The sequence below is a fragment of the Spiroplasma endosymbiont of Cantharis lateralis genome, from assembly GCF_964030855.1.
In the GTDB taxonomy this organism is placed as follows: Bacteria; Bacillota_I; Bacilli_A; order Mycoplasmatales; family Mycoplasmataceae; genus Spiroplasma_A.
This window is the reverse complement of the sequence record NZ_CAXIQF010000008.1, coordinates 100087-119353: the sequence shown is the minus strand read 5'-3', so window position 1 is coordinate 119353 and position 19267 is coordinate 100087. Positions and strand designations below refer to the sequence as shown.

The window sequence follows — 19267 nt, the reverse complement described above, 5'->3', positions numbered from 1 at the left end:
ACAAATTATGAAATTAAAAAGGAAATTAAGTTATATGGAGAATTTAAAATATAAAACAATTAAAAAAGTTATTTCTGGGGAAATAACAAAAATGAGAGCAGAGCAAATTCTTAACTGCACACGAAGAACAATTAATAGAAATATTAAAAGATTATCAAATGAAGGTATATCTGCATTTATACATAAAAACTGAGGTAAATTATCAAATAGATCTACACCCTATGAAATTGAACAAAAAATATTAAATTTGAGAAATGAAAAATATCATGACTATAATCTAGTTCATTTCAAAGAATCCTTAGAAGAATATGAAGATTTAAAAGTTAGTTACACTTACTTAAGAGATTTATTATTTAAAAATGAGGTTTACTCCCCTTATATGCACAGATCAACTAGAAAAGAATTAATTAGACAATTAAGACAAAAGTCCTTAGAAAATAAATTAACAAATAAGGAACAAGAGTTTTTTAAAGATAAGATTATTAGTTTAGAAGAATGTAGACCCATGCAAAATAGAAAGGAATATTTTGGAGAAAGAATTCAAACAGACGCATGTAGCCATAATTGAGTAACCAATGAAAAATGATCGCTACATGCTTTCATTGATGACTCAACAGGAAAAGTATTAGCAGGTTATTTTGATTATCAAGAAACATTATTTGGATATTATACAGCTACAAAACAAATGTTTCTAAATTATGGAACTCCTGAGGAAATACTTACAGATAAAAGAACAGTATTTTATTATAAGACAAAAGAAAAAGAGTCTACTGAAACAGACTCTAATATACAGTATGCCTTTACGTGTCAACAACTTGGAATTAAGCTAACAAGTACTAGTTGCGCGCAAACCAAAGGCAAGATTGAACGTCTTTGAGGTTCTTTTCAAAAACGACTTCCCCAAGAACTAAGACAATTCAATATCAAAACTATTGAGCAGGCCAATGATTACTTAATTAATGTTTTCATACCTAATTTTAATCACAAGTTCTCTACTCAAATTGATAATAACAAAAATAAAATGAAAATTTGAAATAAAAATACGGATATTAATTTTGTTTTAGCTAGAAGAGAAGAAAGACAAGTTCATAAAGGTGGAATAATTAAATATAAAACAAAAACATATTTAACATATGATGGATACGATATAACAACTTTTGCAAGTAAAACAAAATTACTAATAACTGAAACATATGATAATGAGCTCTATGCAAATTATACAGATAAGTTCTATAGATTAGTGGAAGTCAAAACTAAAAATACACCAGTTGGTCAGGTTAATGAAGTTAAAAAAGCTGAGTCTAAAATTAAAAAACCTAGTGTTCCATCTAATCACTTTAGATATACAAATTATATTTACTTTTCTAAAACATGAAAGGAACAATATAAAAATCGTAGATTTACAGTTTAATAAATCTACGATTTTGAGACATTTTCATTTGTTATTGACAGAAAATATTTAAATTATTCGAAAGTAAATTTTTACTTTTTAGACTTATTATTTTATTATTTTGCTTTAATAGTGTAAAATTATTTTGTACTAATTTGAAACGTAACAACATGATTTTTTTGTTATCCTGAATTAGAGAATAAAATTGTACAATTTTTACGGAGGCCAAAATGATAAATAAAGCTATTTTAGATTCTATATCAAATGCTGTTGTTACAGTACCTGGAGTAGCTTCATTTGCAAATTATGCAGCTAAATCAGAATTTGAATTAAAAACTGAAGATATTGCAAAGGCCGTAGAGATGGTATCAACTGATACAATGGACAGAGTAAAAGTACATATTATTTTAATCAATGGAGTTAACATACGAGACGTTGTTAGTGAAGTTCAAATACGTGTAAAGTATGAATTAGAAAAACTTTCTCAGTTCGTGCGAAATTATATAGTTGATATTGCAGTAGATGATCTTATTGTCGTTTAGACAATATTTTATTTCTTTTATCAAGTGCAGATATTAATATATAAACTGGCAAATATAAATTTGCAATTTTTTAATATTTTTAATTTTAAATAATAAAAAAACAATATAGTTTAGAAGGTGACAATACTATGAAAGATACACAAATTTTAAAAGGTATGATAACTAGTGGGGTTAATAATTTATATAACAATTATCCTCATATAGATAAACTAAATGTTTTTCCTGTACCTGATGGTGATACAGGAACAAATATGAATTTAACTTGTACCAATGGATTTGTTGAAATTGAAAAAGAAGAGTTTACTAATGTGGGCTCATTAATGAGCAAATTTTCTAGAGGCCTAATAATGGGTGCTAGAGGAAATTCTGGTGTTATCTTCTCTCAAATCATTAAGGGTTTCTCTAATGGAATGAAAGATAAGGAAAAACTTGATTTAGATACTTGAAAAGAATCTTTTGCAAAAGCAAAAGATGTTGCATATGCAGCAGTTATGAAACCAGTTGAAGGTACTATTTTAACTGTAATTCGTGAAACTAGTGAATATGTAAATTCTCTTGTTGAAGAACAAGCACCAAATGACTTTTGAGAGGGACTTGTTAAAGCTGCTAATAAATCTTTAGGTAATACTCCAGAGTTATTACCTGCTTTAAAAGAAGTTGGCGTTGTAGATAGTGGTGGATATGGTTTAGTTAAGTTTTTTGAAGGAATGCAATATTTTGTTAAAAAACTAAAACCAATATCAAAATTAAAAAAATTAGAAGAAAATACAGGTTCAAATATTGAAATGTCAATTGAAGAGGAATTTGGCTATTGTACTGAAGCAATTGTTATGCTAAATGACGAATTTATTGATAAGTTAAAAATTGATACAGTAAGAGATACTTTTGAGCAATATGGAAATTCATCAATTGTTGCAGTTATGGATGGAGATATTTTAAAGGTGCATACACATGCATTAATGCCAGGGCAAGTATTATCTTATTTACAACAATTTGGAGAATTTAAAAATATTAAAGTTGAAAATATGACTTTACAAGCAGATAAACACGTAGCAAATACTATAGAGACTTCAGCAAGAGTTACTGCTCAACAACAACGTAAATTAAAAAATGATGTTGCTACAATAGCAGTTGTAAGATCAAAAGGAATTCAAGATTACTTCAAAAATGATTTAAGTTTAGATTATGTTATTGATGGTGGTCCAAAGATGAATCCTTCAACAAATGATTTTATGAAAGCAATTCAAGCTGTTGATGCAAAAACTGTATACATATTCCCTAATGACTCAAATGTATTGTTAGCAGCAAAACAAGCAAAAGAATTAGAAAAAATGTCAAAAATAGTTGTTATTGAAACTAAAACAATTCCACAAGGAATTACTGCATATCTAAATCTTGATATTGAAGATACTCCTAAAAAGAATGAATCAAATATTAATAAGGCTATTAAAAATATTGTTTCAGTTTCAATTAATAAAGCAGCAAGAGATGCAACAATTGATGGTGTAAATATTAAAACTGGTGAATATATGATGATGGCAGATAAAAAAATTACAATATCAGCTAAAACTTTAAAAGATGTTTTCTATAAATCATTGTCAAAATTTATTACTGCAAAAACAGAAATTTTAACAATATTTACAGGCCAAGATGCATCATTTAAAGATATTAATGATCTTCGTAAATATCTTGATGAAAATTATGATGTAGAATATGAAGTTGTTGATGGACAACAAGAAGTATACTCATTTATTATTGGTATAGAATAAAAGTGATTCATAGGAATCATTTTTTTATTTAATAAGTTATAATAAATATGTTTTATAAAGGGAGAAAAAATTATGCTTTCTATTAAAAATAAGAAAAATAAAAATATTAGTTGCACAATAATAAGCATAATAATTATATTACTTTCTTTATTTTGCTCAATAACTTTAATTAAATTTCTAATAACTAATAATCTTTATATCTCAAATTATTTATTATACTTTGGTTTATTTGGAATTACATTTCTTTTATCTGCTATATATATTTACAAGTTAGTTAATTATATTAGAATAATTAACTTCTTAAAAAAAATTAAATTGGAACAAATAAATAAGAATCTTTTTAATAATTTAATCAAAAAAGTAAAAATTAAACTTAACCCTGTAGTTTACTTGGTTTTAGCAATTTCTATTTGAATCCTTTTTGTAAGTATGATATCAGAAGATAATCTAGTTAAATATTTTGAGATAAGTAAATCTGTTTATATTAATAAAATTACTTTTTTATTACTAAGTTTCTCAACTTTTGAGTTTTTAAGTATTATATTTATATTTGTTATATTGAACTCAATTAGAAATAAGAAGTTCAAATGAACATATATTAAAAAAATAAGTAATAACTTATATTTAAAATTTTTAAATTTAGCAAGTTTTTTATCAATTAAGTTTTATCAATTAAAAAATAAATTGTTAAATTTTTATACAAATCTTATTAAAGAATTAAATTTTTATGATATTGGTCAAAGAAATATTATAGCTATAAAAAAGAGATTTTTTTTAGCAGAAAAATTAAAGGGAGAATGTCCACCTAATTCTATTATTTAAAGTATTTTAATTAGTTAGGAGAAAAAAATGAAAAATATATTTAAATCTTATATGAAAGCTTTTTTAAAGGCTTGAGTAGAGACACTAGGAACAATTATGTTTCTAATGATTTTTACAATGCTTATTTTTGGGATGTTAGCTACACCTTTACAATTATCATTAAAAGCATCATCAGTTAAAAAAAATACAAACCTTTGACAAGAGCAATGACAAGGGATAACTAAAATGGATGATGACTTTATTTATCCATATATTTGAGAAAATGAAGAATTCATAATTGAATATAAGGATATGACTTTTGAACTAAATCAGCCATCAGAAGAAGGGTGATTACAAGAAAAAACAAAAAAAATGATTAAAGAATATGCAGAGGATGTTGTAATTGAAATTACTGGTTCAAGAACTAAAATCTCTGATGAAGAAAAAGAAGAACTTGTAAAACAACAAATTCTCTCAGGTCTAAGAGCAATCATTTGGTATTATACATACTATGGAAACGATAATGAAATTAATGAATTTACTACAAAAAAGAATGCAAGACCTCTAAAAGTGGGTAATATCTTTACTCAAGAAGCTCAAGAAGAAATTGCTAGTTTTGGTAATTATCAAAATAGAAATCTTAATAATTATGTAATTCTTTCAATTTTAGAACAACTAAAAAATCAATCAAATGATTCATTTTTATATGAAAATTTCATTAATGCAAATATTAAAATGCAAAAAGGTGCAGAAGATCATTTTATTTATAATATGTCAAATGTTAGTGCACTAGGTGGAAATGATTTGTATGATATAAATAATATTGTTTTGCAAAGTGGAAGATTACCAGAAAAAAATAATGAAATAGTTATTAGTGATGCTTATGCTAAAAATCAAAATAAAAAAATTGGAGATGAAATATTATTAGGTGTTGATCAGCCTTATCAAGGTCCAATTAATTCTTTTCCCAAACCTTTACCATTTAAAATTGTAGGTATTGGCCTAAAATATAGTTCATTAACGCCAATTAATTTCTCATCATTTTCAGATTCTATTAAAAACTATGGTCAGGTATTTTTGAAAAATAGTTTTTTTACAGAGGTACATGATGAAAAAGGTTATACTTTTAGTGAACTATTTACAACAGATTATATGACATCTAATTCTGATCTTGGATTTTACTTATTTTATCGTGAAGAAACTTTTATAACTAAGAATAGTAATAACTATAATCTTAATGAACTTTTCTCAAGCAATATAGTAACCAGCAATAAAAAAGAATCTCCATTGACAAATCTATCAATTTTATCTCCTGGTACAACTATATTTAAAGAGCCAAGTGAGCATAGTGTTATAGCTACATTGACAAATTTATATATAATTACATGAATTTATGTCATGATTGGAGCAATTCTATTTTTATTAGGATTTATGTTTATATTATTTGTTCTTAAAAAAGAAATTAATAATACAAGAAAGCAATTAGGAGTTTTTAAATCTCTTGGATATAGAACTAGTGAACTTACATGAGTATTCTCACTAAAAACTTTCTTAACTATGATTATAGGAATAGGGATAGGGTATTTACTTTCTTTCCCATTCCAAATTGATAGTGCAACCAAACAATTTAGTACGTTTGTTATCTTTGACTTTCAAACAATATATGCTTCTCCAATATTTTTAATGGTCTTAATGATCATTGTGCCAATTTTATTTGCGGGACTAAGTTATTTGATAATATTTAAATTCCTTAATGAAGGGGCTTTATCTTTATTAACATCAGGACCTAAAAAAAGTAAATCAGATGTAATTGTTTTAATATTAAAAATTATATTTTTCCCGGCTTTAATTTATTCTTTATTTAATTGAATTACTTTAAAAATATTGAGAAAAAGAAATAAAGGATTTACATTTAGAATGCAACATGCTTTTGTTTCTGCAGGAAAAGGTAAGTTTACTCTTATTATGGGATTATTCTTATTTAGTTCATTCTTATTTACTTTGCAATTAAGAGCGATGCCTGTAATTAAAAATATGATTGAAGGAGCTTATAATATTTATACTAAAGATGTTAACCATTATTATTCTTTTAAAAATGTTGTACCAATTAAAGTATCTCCAAATGGAATACATCAAGATATTACAAAAGAAAATTATGGTCTTAAATATGAAAATATTGAAACTCAAAAAGTTGAAGAGTTTATTAGAAACTCACAAGAAGATAAATACAAAACTACAAATAATTTTTCTCTATTAATGTCTAGTATTTCTAAGGCAAGAGACGAAATTATGAATACAGAATATTGAGAAAGTAATAAAGAAGTAATTTCTGGTGTGGCTACATTGACTGCATTAATTACACCACTAAACCAAAAAATATCGACAACTCAAAATCTTTTAAATAGAATAGAAGTTCCTGAAGAAATTCCAGAGTATTCAATTCTAAAAGTAACTCCAGAACAAATGGGAGGTATCTTTTTGGATGATATTGGAAAATTAGCTTGTGTATCTCCTTTAGGTATGAACTATAATGGAAGTTGTGAAGATATTGAATCTGTTAAAAAATATTTTATAGATGACTTAAATAATATTCTTCCTAAAAATCAAACAAGAGCTGAAATTAAGTTAAGTAATACTTTAGTTAATTTAGTAACAACCTTTGCAAAAATGAAAGAGGGAATTAATTCTCTATTAAGTGTTAACAAAGTAATATTTAATGGAAATGATGAAGCCCTCCAAACAATATTGCCATATCATATTAAAAATAATAATGATGTAGATATTGAAAACTCTGTTTTAAGATTAATTGACACAACAAATAAAATTGGTGGAAATACAAGAGCTGTTGTAAATCTTGACTCAGTAAGTGAAAAAGCAATGAATGAATTACAAGAGACTAATGAAGATTATATTAATGCTGTAATATCGTTTAGGCTTTCAAAAATTTTAAATAAAAATGTTGGAGATGTATTTGAGATCACTTTAGGCAAGGATAAAACTGTTAATATAAGAATTGCTTCAATAAATGAAAATGATACATTACTTCAAGATATTTACGTTGATTATTCAACATTTATAAAAAATGTAAATGAAGTTGAATCAATAGATACAAATGAATTATTATTCAACTCAATAATAAGTACAAAAGTTGCAAGTGAAGGTAAAATCGATTTAAAAGATGTTGCTGGTTCTCAAAGAAATTTTAGATACTCAAGAGATACTTATACAATTGCATCTTCACAAAATAAACCGTGACTAGGTAGTATTTTAGCACCATCAATTGATGGAAATTCATTGGATAAACCAACATCTGTAAATTTCTTTATGGATTCATCTGTTATTACATTACCTATATTAAAGTCTGTAATAAATCAGGTGCTTGGTAAAATGACAAAAGCAATGTTGATGTATATTTTAATTGATATAGTTCTTCTTATTATTTTATTGATAGTAATTATGAATATTATTATTACTGACTCAATAAATGTTATTACAATAATGAGATCTCTAGGATATAAAAATGGTGAAATTAATTGAATGGTTATGGGGAAATATATTTCAGGTTCAGCAATTAGTTACTTATTTGCATTCTTAGGTTCACTTGTAGTGTGATCTGGAATTCAAGCATTCGTTTGAGGTAGATTTAAAGTATTAATAGCATTACCTTCATTACCTTGAATACCATTTGTTTCTGCAATAATTTTAGGAGCAATTCTTTACATTGGTTGAACTGCAGCTATGCTACAAATTAAAAAACGCCCACTTACATTGCTAGTTAGTTAATAATTAGGTATAATTTTTATATTAAAAATAAGGGAGTAAATAAAATGCCATTACCAAAACAAAAAGTTGAAAATTCAAGTGATGTTTGTTGTCCTGGCGGAGCACACAATTGTTTCACTTGTAGAGTTTGTAGCGGTTCATTTCATGGATGTCAAAGTTGTTTAAAATGTATAGGATGTCAAGTTTGTTTATCAAAAGAATGTCCTTGTTGCGTTAAAGGTACTATAAAACAACAACAAAATAATGCTAAATATAATAAATAAAACATAAAATGTTTTATTTTTTTTTGCTTTAAAGTCTAATTGTATATATAATCACTAATGTACAGGAGTTAAAATATGGATTATAAAGTAATAGCTTTTGACGTTATGGGTTCGGATAATGGTTTAATTCCAGCAGTTGATGCTGCTATTAAACTATTAGGTGAGCAAAAAGATTTAAAAATTATTTTTGTTGGAAATGAAGAGAATTTAAAAAAAGAGTTGTCTTCAAAAAAATATAACCATGATCAAGTTGAAATTTTAAATACTTCAGAAGTAATTGAAATGACAGATGGAATAATGGATATTAGAAGAAAAAAAGATTCAAGTATGGTTAAAGCACTTGAATTAGTAAAAGATGGAAAAGCACATGCAATTACAACTGGGGGTGCAACAGCTCCTTTTGTAGCAGGTTGTCATTTTATTTTGAAAAAGCTTGATGGTATTGAAAGACCTGGGTTTATGCCAGTTATACCAACATTAGTTAAAGGAAAAATTACTCTTTTATTAGATGTAGGGGCAAATTTAGAATGTGATCCTGAGGATTTAGTAAATTTTGCTATTATGGCAACAGCATATTCAAAAGCTGTTAATGGTGTGGAAAATCCTGAAGTAGCATTATTAAACATAGGTGAAGAAAAATCAAAAGGTTTAGAATTACATCAAAAGGCTTATAAATTATTACAAGAAAATAAGTCTTTAAATTTTGTTGGAAATATTGAATCAAGATATTTAGCAAGTGGTAAAGTAGATATTATTGTTACTGATGGTTACACAGGAAATATTGCTTTAAAAGCAGCAGAAGGAATGGGAAAATCTCTTTTAACAGAAATTAAATCTGCACTTACAAAAAATATATTTAGAAAATTAGCTGCATTAAGATTGCATAAAGCATTTAAAGAAGTTTCAGCAAAGTTTGATTACAAAAATCATGCTGGAGCAATAATTTTAGGAGCAAAAAATATTGCTTTTAAATCTCATGGTTCAAGTGATAAAATAGCTTTCTATGCAACTTTGAAAATGACTTACAATGCAATAAAAAATGATGTTGTTAAAAAAGTGGAAAAGGCGTTATATAAATAATGACAATTAAAAAATTTCTTTTAAATGAATTTGCAATTGTAATTAAAGATGAATCTTACTATAGTGAGGCCTTAACACATAACTCATTTTCAAACGAGAATAGACTTGCTAAAAACTATCAAAGACTTGAATTTCTTGGAGATGCAATCTTACAAATGAAAGTAAGTGAATATCTTTATAAACTATTTCCAAAATCAAATGAGGGTCTATTAACAAAATATAGAAGTTCAATTGTAAAAAAGGATACTTTAGCTGAAATATCAAGAAAAATAAAAATTGGACAATTAATTAGATTAGGTATTGGTGAATTAGATTCAAAAGGTTATGAAAAGGATTCAATTCTTTCTGATGTTTATGAATCAATGACAGCTGCTATATATTTAGATCAAGGCGAAAAAATACTTGATAAATGACTAAAAAAAACTATTTTTAGTGATTATGTAATAAATCAATTTTTAGATAAATCACATGACTTTAAATCTGAATTACAAGAACTTATTCAATTAGAAATAAGAAGTGAATTATCTTATGTTGTTGTTAGTCAAGAAAAACTTGAAAATAACACAACTTTGTTTATAGTTAATGCTGTTCTTGAAGGAATGGTGTTTGGAACTGGAAAAGGAAGCAATAAAAAGCAAGCTGAACAAGAAGCTGCTAAGAATGCTTTATCAAAAATTAAAAAAAATAAATAAAGGCTCAAAAAAGCCCTTAAATAAAGGGTTTTTTTAAATTTTAAAATTTAAAAAAAATTGTACAAATGCTTTAAAATATATATAATGAGTTTGTTATATAGGACGGCTATATACGATTACAAGAGGTAAAAAAAATGATATTCTTAAAAAAAATTGAAGCGTTTGGGTTCAAGTCTTTTGCTGAACCTACTACTTTAAATTTTGACTTTTCAATGACAGGGATAGTAGGTCCCAATGGTAGCGGTAAATCTAATATAAATGATGCTATTATGTGAGCTCTTGGAGAACAATCATATAAATCACTTCGTGGAGATTCAATTGATGATATTGTATTCTCAGGAAGTAGTGAAAAGAAACCATTAAACATGGCAGAAATTACCCTTGTATTCGACAATAGCAATAAGGCCTTTAGTTCATTAGAATATAATGAAGTTTCAATTACAAGAAAGTTTTTCAAATTAACAAAAGAATCTGAATATTATATAAATGGAAGTAGAGTTCGTTTAAAAGATATTCAAGATGTTGCTTTAGAAACAGGTTTAACTAAATCAAGTTTAGCAATTATATCTCAAGGATCAATTAGTAACTTTGTTGAATCAAAACCTGAAGATAGAAGAAGGCTTTTTGATGAAGCAGCAGGGGTTGCTCGTTATAAGAAAAGAAAAGACGAAGCTATTAGAAAACTTGTAAGATCACAAGAAAATCTAGATAGACTAAATGACATAATAAATGAAATTGAAAGAAAATTACCAACTTTAAAAAGACAATCAAAAAAAGCTGAATCTTATAAAGAATTTTTTGATGAACTAAAAAATATTGAAGTTGCGGTTCTTGTAAATGACATAAAACTTTATAAACAAAAAATAGTTGAAATTAATGAGCAAAAAAGTGAACTAAAATTAGAAATTAATTCATTAGACAAACAAATTAGTAAAAGAAGTGAAGAGTTTAATACTATTGCCGATTCAAATTATAATAAGGAAAAAGAATTATCAAATCTTAATAAAGGATTTACTAAAATAGTAGAGAAAATTAGTGAATTAAAAGTTTCAAGAATTACTCTTGAGTCTAAAAAAAATAAAGTTGATATTGATGATAAAGAATTTAAAATTTCTGATTTAAAAAATAAGGCAAAGGAATTAGAAATTAGATTAGAAGCTGAAGAGCAAAAACTTTCAAAATTATTAAAAGATAAAGTTGAAAAAAGAGAAAGTTTAGATGATGCTAGTCAAAAACGTTTTAGATTAAATCAAGAATTAGATGCAATCAGAAAGCAACTTGCTAAAACTGAATCTAGTTTAGAAACTTTATTAGCAAGAAAACATTCTTTTGATAACTTATTTGAAGGAGTAAAAAATATTCTTGAAAATAGATCAACACTATCAGGAATTATGGGAACTGTTCAAGAATTAATTAGTGTAAATAAAAATTATGAAGTTGCACTTTTAACTGTAATTCAAAATGGATTACAAAATATAGTTGTTAAATCAACTGCAGATGTAAAAATTTCAATTGATTTCTTAAAAAACAATAAAGCAGGTTATGCAACATTCTTACCACTTGATAATTTAAAACCTAGTTTTATTAATAATGAAACAAGATTTATTATTCAAAAATCTAAGGGATTTATTGGGTTTGGAAATGAACTTGTAAATATAGATAAAAAATATCAAGTAGTATTAGATTATCTTTTATCAAATTATTTAGTTGTTGATGATTATGAAAATGCAATAGAGCTTTCAAAAATTACAAATCAAAAGTTTCACATAGTTACTTTAGATGGACAAAGAATATTACCACATGGAGCAATTATTGGTGGAAGTAGAAGAAGTAAAAATGTAGTTTTAAATGACTCTGTTCAAATTCAAGAATACGAAAATCAGAAAAAAGAACTTGATCAAAAAGAACTTGAAACTTCTAAAGAAGTAGAAGTTCTAAGTGGTATGATAGAAGTTTTACGTGAAGAAATAGCTGAAATTCAAACTGCAATAGGAGCTTCTAGAAACTCTTCTCAATTAATTGAAAAAGAGGCAACTGAAGTAAAAGAAGAATTTAGAATAATTACTGGTAAGGAACTTGATGGAGGTCAACAAGAATTCCAATCAATTGATGAACAAATTATTAAAATTATTTCTGAGATATCAGCACAAGAAACATTAAAGGATGAAATTCAACAACAAATTAATGTTATTAGAACTTTAAAAGATAAATCAAATGAAAGACAAAATAGTTTAAACTCAATTATTAACCAAGATAGAGGTCTATTATCTTCATTAAAAGATAAGTATTCAAATTTAAACTCTGATGGAACTTTAATGCAAGAAAAACAAGTTAATGCAACAACAAGACTAGCTCAAAATTATAGCTTAACTTTTGAAGCAGCATTGGAACTAAATACTAATCTTATTGAAACAGAAAGTGAAGTTAGAGATAGAATCAATTATCTAAGAAAAGAAATTCATTCATTGGGAAATGTTAACTTAGATTCAATTGATGAATATCAAGAAGAAAATGAAAGATATCAAACATATGTTGAACAAACTCAAGATGTGCTTGAATCTATTAAAAATCTAAAAGATGCAATTGGCGATATGGATCAACAAATGATAATTCAGTTCAAAAAAATAATTAAAGATGTTAATGGAGTATTACCAGATACATTTGCAACATTATTTGGGGGGGGAACTGCATCAATTATTTATACAAATCCAGATGATATTTTAAATACAGGTATTGATTTAAAAATAGCTCCACCAGGTAAAAAAATTGCAAATCTAAATCTATTAAGTGGTGGAGAAAAATCAATGGTAGCATTATCTGTTTTATTCTCAATTTTAAAAGTTAAACCAATTCCATTGGTTATTCTAGATGAGGTAGAAGCTCCTCTAGATATTGCAAACGTAGAACGATTTGCAAAATATATTAAGACATTTACTAAGAGTACACAATTCATGATTGTTACTCATAGAATGGGTACAATGGAAAATTGTGACACTTTATTTGGAGCAACAATGGAACAAAAGGGTATTACAAAACTTGTTCAAATTAAGTTAATTGAAGCAAAAAAATTATCAAATACAAATTAGCATAGAAATGCTAGGAGACGAAATATGACAAGAAAAATAAGCATAATATTACTGACATTCTTATCAGTAATATTATGTCTATGAATATGAAGTGCTGCTGCACCTAAAAAGGCAATTATTTTAGGTGGAAGCACTAGTGTTAACCCGTTTATGCAAAAACTTACAAAAGAATATTATAATAAACCAGAGAAAGTAGATTTTATTTATAATTCAACAGGAAGCCAAGCAGGTGTCGGTGGAGTTGAAAAAGATATGTATACAGCTGGTTTTATTTCTAAGGATATAAATAATAAGACTTTAACTAAAGGAAATAATTTTTTAGAAATATGTCAAAAATTAAATGAATGTGAATTTGATCCAAAAGCAATTGAAGAAATTCAAAATGTTGAAAAAAATAATTCATATATTGCATTAGAGTTTGCAATCGATGCAATTGGAGTAATATATAATCCTCCTGCATATTGAAATCAAAAAATTAAATTAATAAATAATAATGAAATTAGTTTAAATGATCTTATGAATTTTAAAAAAGAAGATGAAGATGAATTATTGAAAAAAGCTTATAGTGGAAATTACACTTGAGAAGAGTTGGCAATAGAGTTATTAGGTTCAAAAGAAGAGTGAAATAATAATCAAGATTTTTATGAAGAAATGTTGAACTTAATAAATGCTCAACCAAAAACTAAACTAATTACTTTTACTAGAGAAGATGGGTCTGGAACAAGATCAGCTTTTTCAGATTTAACTAAAATAAAAGATATGTCTTCTTCAAATGTTGTTAATTCAAATGGTTCAATGATTGAAAATATGACTAAAAGTCCAAGCTTAGGTTACGTCTCTAATGGATTTTTAGGTCAATTGTCTGAAGATGGTGTTGTAAAATTAGCTGGATTTAATAATTTTAAATTACCAATAGGAAAAGACAATGTTCCTTTAGAATGATCAAACGAAGAAAAAAAATGACAAGATTGAAAACCAACACCAGAATCTGTAGAATCTAATATTAATGAATCAATTACAGATAAATTCATTAAATCTGATTATGAATTTAAAAGACCATTCATTGCTATATTTAGTATATATAATAAAAAATTAAATCAATTAATGGAGCTTTTTAATTTTATGAATAGTGATGGTTCAAATGAAGTATTTAAAAGTGAAGGACTTGTTAAGAATATGAAATATAAATCTTTAGGAGGTACTTCTAATGGTTAAAAACTCTCCAAAAAGTTTGCCAAAGGCAAAAACTTCTAAGATGGATTTATCAACTAAAATATCTGTATTTTTTGTAACAACAATTGTGCTTATTATATTAGCTGTTTTAGTTGGATATATATTATATAAATCTGTTCCAGTATTTCAAGAATTTTCTTTTTTTAAGTTCTTATTTTCTGGAATGTGAGCACCAGCAAGAGATGGTGAAGAAGGCTCGTATGGATTAGGTAAGATAATATTATCTACTCTAATGATGTTATTTTTAACTTTATTATTTGCAATACCTTTAACAATATTTAGTTCGCTTTTTATTACTGAGTACTTAAAAAATAGAACTAAAAAATTTGTAGTAACTATGATTCAACTATTAGCTGGGATTCCATCTGTTGTTTTTGGATTATTTGCACTAGATCAAATTGGACCAATTTTTGTTGCCATGGGTGCACCAACTAGTGGAAATATGATGACAGCAAGTTTTACATTGGCTTTTATGGCTTTACCAACAATGATTAGTTTATCTGTTAATGCTATTGAATCAGTTCCAGAGGGACATAGATTTGCTTCTCTTGGATTAGGAATGACAAAAGAAAAAACTACTTTTGGTGTAGTTTTAGTAGCTGCAATGCCAAAAATTATTACAGCAATTATTACAGGAGTTGCTAGAATTATTGGTGAAACAATGGCTGTTATATTAATAGCAGGAAATTCAACAAAAGGGTTAAATACAGATGATGGCTTTTTTGGATTTATATTTTCTTCAATTAGAACTCTAGCAGGAACAATAGGTTTAGAAATGTTAGAAAATCATGGGATAACTCATGAGTCTGCACTTTATGCTATTGGGATGGTTTTATTTGTAATAGTTATTTTTATAAACTTATTAATTATTGCTGTAGGAAATATTAACAATAAAAAAACAAAGTCTATTAAAAATATGAAGCATAAAAAAGTGAAAGCAATTAAAAATGATTATCGATATGACAGTCATAATTTAAATATTCTTGTTCACACTTATACTGAAAAAAGATTTGCCAAAAAGGTAAATAGTTTTATTCTTAATTTCTTTATGATTTCTTCAACTGCAATAATCGTTGGGTTTACGAGTTGAATTTTACTGACAGTTACAATTAAGGGAATTGGTGGGTTTGATGCAACAGCTTTTGTTGAAATTGAAGGACAAAGAAGTGGAATCTTTGCTCTATTATTTACAACAATATTGTTAGTTTTAGCAACAATAATATTTGCCATACCATTAGCTTTAATAGTGGCTATTTATTTGGCAGAGTATGCTCACAAAGATAGTAAGTTTGCAAAAATTATAAGATTTTCAATAAACGTACTTGCATCCACACCAAGTATTGTATTTGGGGTTTTTGGACTAAGTTTATTTGTAGTAGGTATGGGAATTCCAATGTCCATATTTGCAGCAAGTTTAACAATGACAATTGTAATATTGCCATCAATGATAACGAACTTTGAAGATTCAATTACAGGAGTGCCTTTACTTTATAAAGAGGCTGCTTATGGAATGGGTATGACAAAAACAGGAGTGCTGTTTAAAGTTATTATTCCAAATTCAACTAAGGGACTTGTTACTGCAACTATTCTAGCTGTTGCTAGAATTATTGGAGAATCAGCACCTGTTTACTTAACTTTGGGAACAGCTGTAAGAATGCCATCAGAAGGATTCTTCTCATCAGGAGCTACATTGACTACTCAAATTTATATGATGGCTTCAGAGGGAAATGATCCTCATACTTTAGGAGTAGCATATCAAATTGCCCTAGTTACAATATTTTTAGTCTTAGGTTTAAATATTTTAAGTAAGTATATTGGTTTCAAATTAAATCCAATTCATAAAAAAGTATCAATGAAAATGCGATTCAAATTATTCATTGGAATGTTTACATGAACAAGTATTAAAAAGGTTTCATTAAAAACAAAAAAAGATACAATATCCTTGTATAAGAAATGAGTAAATGTCTTTAATTTTAAAAGAATAAAAATATATGCTAAAAATGCTAAAACTCGAAATAATGTTATAAGAACAATTAAGAGTGAATCAAAATTAAAGTCTAAACCTAAAAAGATTAAAAAAATAAAAGAGAGTGAGAATTAAAAGATGGCTTCAGATAAAAATGTAGAAAATGAAATTGTTGAAACTGAGGATTTAGAAATATTATCAGAAGAGAAAATATTTCAAAAACCTAAAAAAGTACCTTTGAAGCAAAGACAAAATGTAATAGAAATTGAAGGATTTAATTTCTATTACAATTCTGGTTCAAAACAAGCATTATTTGATATAAATATGGCAGTAAAGGAAAATACAGTTACAGCTTTTATTGGACCATCTGGGTGTGGAAAATCAACACTATTAAGATCAATAAATAGAATGAATGATCTTGTAGATAATATTGCAATTGATGGAAAAATTATTGTTCATTCAAAAGATGTTTATGAAAAAGGTACGGATGTTGTTAAATTGAGAACTGAAGTTGGTATGGTATTTCAAAAAGCAAATCCTTTCCCTATGTCAATTTATGATAATGTAGCTTTTGGTCCAAGAAATCAGGGAATTTCAGATAAGAACATTTTAAATCAAATTGTTGAAGATTCATTAAAAAAAGCAGCACTTTGAGATGATGTAAAAGATTACTTAAAAGACTCAGCATTGGGATTAAGTGGTGGTCAACAACAAAGATTATGTATTGCAAGAGCAATAGCAATGAGACCAAAAATTTTATTAATGGATGAACCAACTAGTGCATTAGATCCAATAGCAACATTAAAAGTTGAAGAACTTATACTAAAATTGAAAAATGAATATACAATAGTAATAGTAACCCATTCAATGGCACAAGCTACAAGAGTGAGTGATTATACAGCGTTCTTCTTACATGGTGAATTAATTGAGTACGATAGAACAAAAAAAATATTTACAAATCCAAAAGATCAAAAAACAGAAGATTATATTTCAGGAAGATTTGGATAGGAGGGGAATTGGATGTCATATAACAAAATATTAGATAGTGATATCAAAACTATTAAACGTGAATTAATAAGATTAGTAGAAGCTACAAAATCTCAATATGCAAATACTTTTGAATCTTTAAAATCACAAAATCTTGAACTAGCACAAGAAGTAGTTAATGGTGATATCAAAATAAATGATTTACAAAATAGTTTCACAAAAATGGCTCTATGAAAAATTGCAAAACAACAAATGGTAGCTGGAGATTTAAGATTAGCAGTTGGTGGAGTTTTAATTAGTCGTGAAATTGAAAGAATTGCGGATGTGGCTAAACACATTTGTGCTTTTACTATTAAGTACAATCCCCAACCAATTGAAATTGAATATATATCAAAAATGTTTGATTTAGTTAATAAAATGCTTAATATAATCTCACTTTTAATTGATAATTATGACAATGACCAACATCAAAAAGTTTTAAAAGCTGAAGAACAACTAAGTATGGAATTTTCAAATTTATCAAATATTTTAGCAGCTAGAATATCAGATTCTAAAAATGCAACTGAGTCTAAAAAAATAATCACAATTGTAAGACAACTAAAAAACCTCGAAAGAGCTGGAGAATGTCTTATAAATATTGAAGAGACATTACAATTTATTAGAACAGGTAAATTTGAAGAACTTCAAGAATCAATGATTAATAATTTAAACACTAAGAAATAATAAAAGGAACTTTTAAAAAGTTCCTTTTATTATTTCTAATGTAATTAACTTTGCACAACTAAAGTATTTACTTGAAAGTGAGAAAGTAATTTGTTTTTCATTTTTTGCTTCAATTTTAAATAAATTATTATAGTTAGTTCTATTTTTATTAAAAAATGAATATTTTTTAATTCAATCAAATATTTCCTTATTCATCATTTCTTGATCTTCATAGTAGGTAATAAATTTATCACTTTTTTTAACTCCAATGTTTGATGAATCTCTTATTATTCTAAAATCTAAATTTGTATTATTTAAAAAATTAGCTTTTAAAATATCACTTTGTTGTTTATTCAATTCTTGGAAGTCTAAGAACTCTCAAAATTCGTCTACATTATTTAAAAATATATTTGATGAAACATATTTGTCAAATATATTTTTAAATTTACTTTTTAAAATATCTTCTAGTTCAATTTGAAGATAGTCGCCTTTATTTAAAACTAATGGATTAATAAATAAGTATCTATTTAAAGTATTAACTACATCATCAATTTTGTCGTAGTTAAATAAAACAACATTAAACTTAATTAAGATTTTTTCATTAAGAATATTTGAGTTTTTCTTATCTTTAAATAAGATATCAATTTCTCCATTTTCTTGATTAATTACTTCAAAATCAATTTTTTTGTATAGAGCCAATCCAAATTCACTATTAGAAAAAGCATCCTTTAATAATGTTTGTATTTCCTTATTTGTTAACTTATCCACATTTTCTTGCTTTTCAACTTTCAAATAAAGAAAATCATCTAAGCCAGTTAAAAATTTTGAATACTTATTTACATTTTTATCTGCTAGTGGCATACTGACACCAGTAGAAACAGTTAAACCTAAAGAAAGTCAAACTGATAACATTTTTTTCATAATATCCCCTCACACATTAATATATATAATATATTAAAATTATTATACAATT

At 26.2% G+C, this 19267-nt stretch carries 14 protein-coding genes; 13 read left to right on the top strand and 1 reads right to left on the bottom strand.

Annotation, left to right across the window (positions count from 1 at the left end; translation table 4 throughout):
* Positions 1–7: 7 nt before the first annotated feature.
* The 13 genes from AAHM99_RS02790 (at position 8) to phoU (ending at position 18315) form a co-directional block, all read left to right on the top strand.
* Entirely contained in the window at positions 8–1411 is a 1404-nt protein-coding gene (locus tag AAHM99_RS02790; RefSeq protein ID WP_342275243.1) for an ISNCY family transposase, read from the top strand.
* A gap of 209 nt (positions 1412–1620) precedes the next feature.
* The gene (locus AAHM99_RS02785) at positions 1621–1932 is read left to right on the top strand and encodes an Asp23/Gls24 family envelope stress response protein (RefSeq protein WP_339033858.1); all 312 of its coding nucleotides are present in this window, start codon (positions 1621–1623) and stop codon (positions 1930–1932) included.
* Positions 1933–2060: 128 nt separating this feature from the next.
* The gene (locus AAHM99_RS02780; RefSeq protein ID WP_342275242.1) at positions 2061–3701 is read left to right on the top strand and encodes a DAK2 domain-containing protein; all 1641 of its coding nucleotides are present in this window, start codon (positions 2061–2063) and stop codon (positions 3699–3701) included.
* A 72-nt stretch (positions 3702–3773) separates the two neighbouring features.
* The gene (locus AAHM99_RS02775; RefSeq protein ID WP_342275241.1) at positions 3774–4523 is read left to right on the top strand and encodes a hypothetical protein; all 750 of its coding nucleotides are present in this window, start codon (positions 3774–3776) and stop codon (positions 4521–4523) included.
* A 27-nt stretch (positions 4524–4550) separates the two neighbouring features.
* A complete protein-coding gene (locus AAHM99_RS02770) occupies positions 4551–8285 on the top strand; it encodes an ABC transporter permease (RefSeq protein WP_342275240.1) in 3735 nt (1244 codons plus the stop codon).
* A gap of 44 nt (positions 8286–8329) precedes the next feature.
* Positions 8330–8548: a hypothetical protein gene (locus tag AAHM99_RS02765; protein ID WP_339030298.1), complete on the top strand. Its 219-nt coding sequence runs from the start codon at positions 8330–8332 to the stop codon at positions 8546–8548.
* A gap of 75 nt (positions 8549–8623) precedes the next feature.
* Positions 8624–9628: a phosphate acyltransferase PlsX gene (gene plsX / locus AAHM99_RS02760; RefSeq protein ID WP_342275239.1), complete on the top strand. Its 1005-nt coding sequence runs from the start codon at positions 8624–8626 to the stop codon at positions 9626–9628.
* On the top strand, positions 9628–10320 hold the full coding sequence (rnc, locus tag AAHM99_RS02755) for a ribonuclease III (RefSeq protein WP_342275238.1): 693 nt from the start codon (positions 9628–9630) through the stop codon (positions 10318–10320). Before plsX ends, rnc begins: the two co-directional genes overlap by 1 nt.
* A 134-nt stretch (positions 10321–10454) precedes the next feature.
* Positions 10455–13406 (top strand): chromosome segregation protein SMC, encoded by a 2952-nt coding sequence (locus AAHM99_RS02750; protein ID WP_342275237.1) that lies wholly within the window; start codon positions 10455–10457, stop codon positions 13404–13406.
* A 24-nt stretch (positions 13407–13430) separates the two neighbouring features.
* Complete coding sequence (gene ptsS, locus AAHM99_RS02745) at positions 13431–14621, top strand: phosphate ABC transporter substrate-binding protein (protein WP_342275236.1); 1191 nt, start codon at positions 13431–13433, stop codon at positions 14619–14621.
* Complete coding sequence (gene pstA, locus AAHM99_RS02740) at positions 14614–16740, top strand: phosphate ABC transporter permease PstA (RefSeq protein ID WP_342275235.1); 2127 nt, start codon at positions 14614–14616, stop codon at positions 16738–16740. The genes ptsS and pstA overlap by 8 nt, the downstream gene beginning before the upstream one ends.
* A gap of 3 nt (positions 16741–16743) precedes the next feature.
* Positions 16744–17613, top strand: coding sequence for a phosphate ABC transporter ATP-binding protein PstB (pstB, locus tag AAHM99_RS02735; protein WP_339030308.1), 870 nt, complete (start codon positions 16744–16746; stop codon positions 17611–17613).
* A gap of 12 nt (positions 17614–17625) precedes the next feature.
* Complete coding sequence (phoU, locus tag AAHM99_RS02730; protein ID WP_342275234.1) at positions 17626–18315, top strand: phosphate signaling complex protein PhoU; 690 nt, start codon at positions 17626–17628, stop codon at positions 18313–18315.
* Between the two features lie 12 nt (positions 18316–18327).
* Here phoU and AAHM99_RS02725 read toward each other — a convergent pair whose 3' ends face one another.
* Entirely contained in the window at positions 18328–19215 is an 888-nt protein-coding gene (locus tag AAHM99_RS02725; protein WP_342275233.1) for a hypothetical protein, read from the bottom strand.
* Positions 19216–19267: the final 52 nt, after the last annotated feature.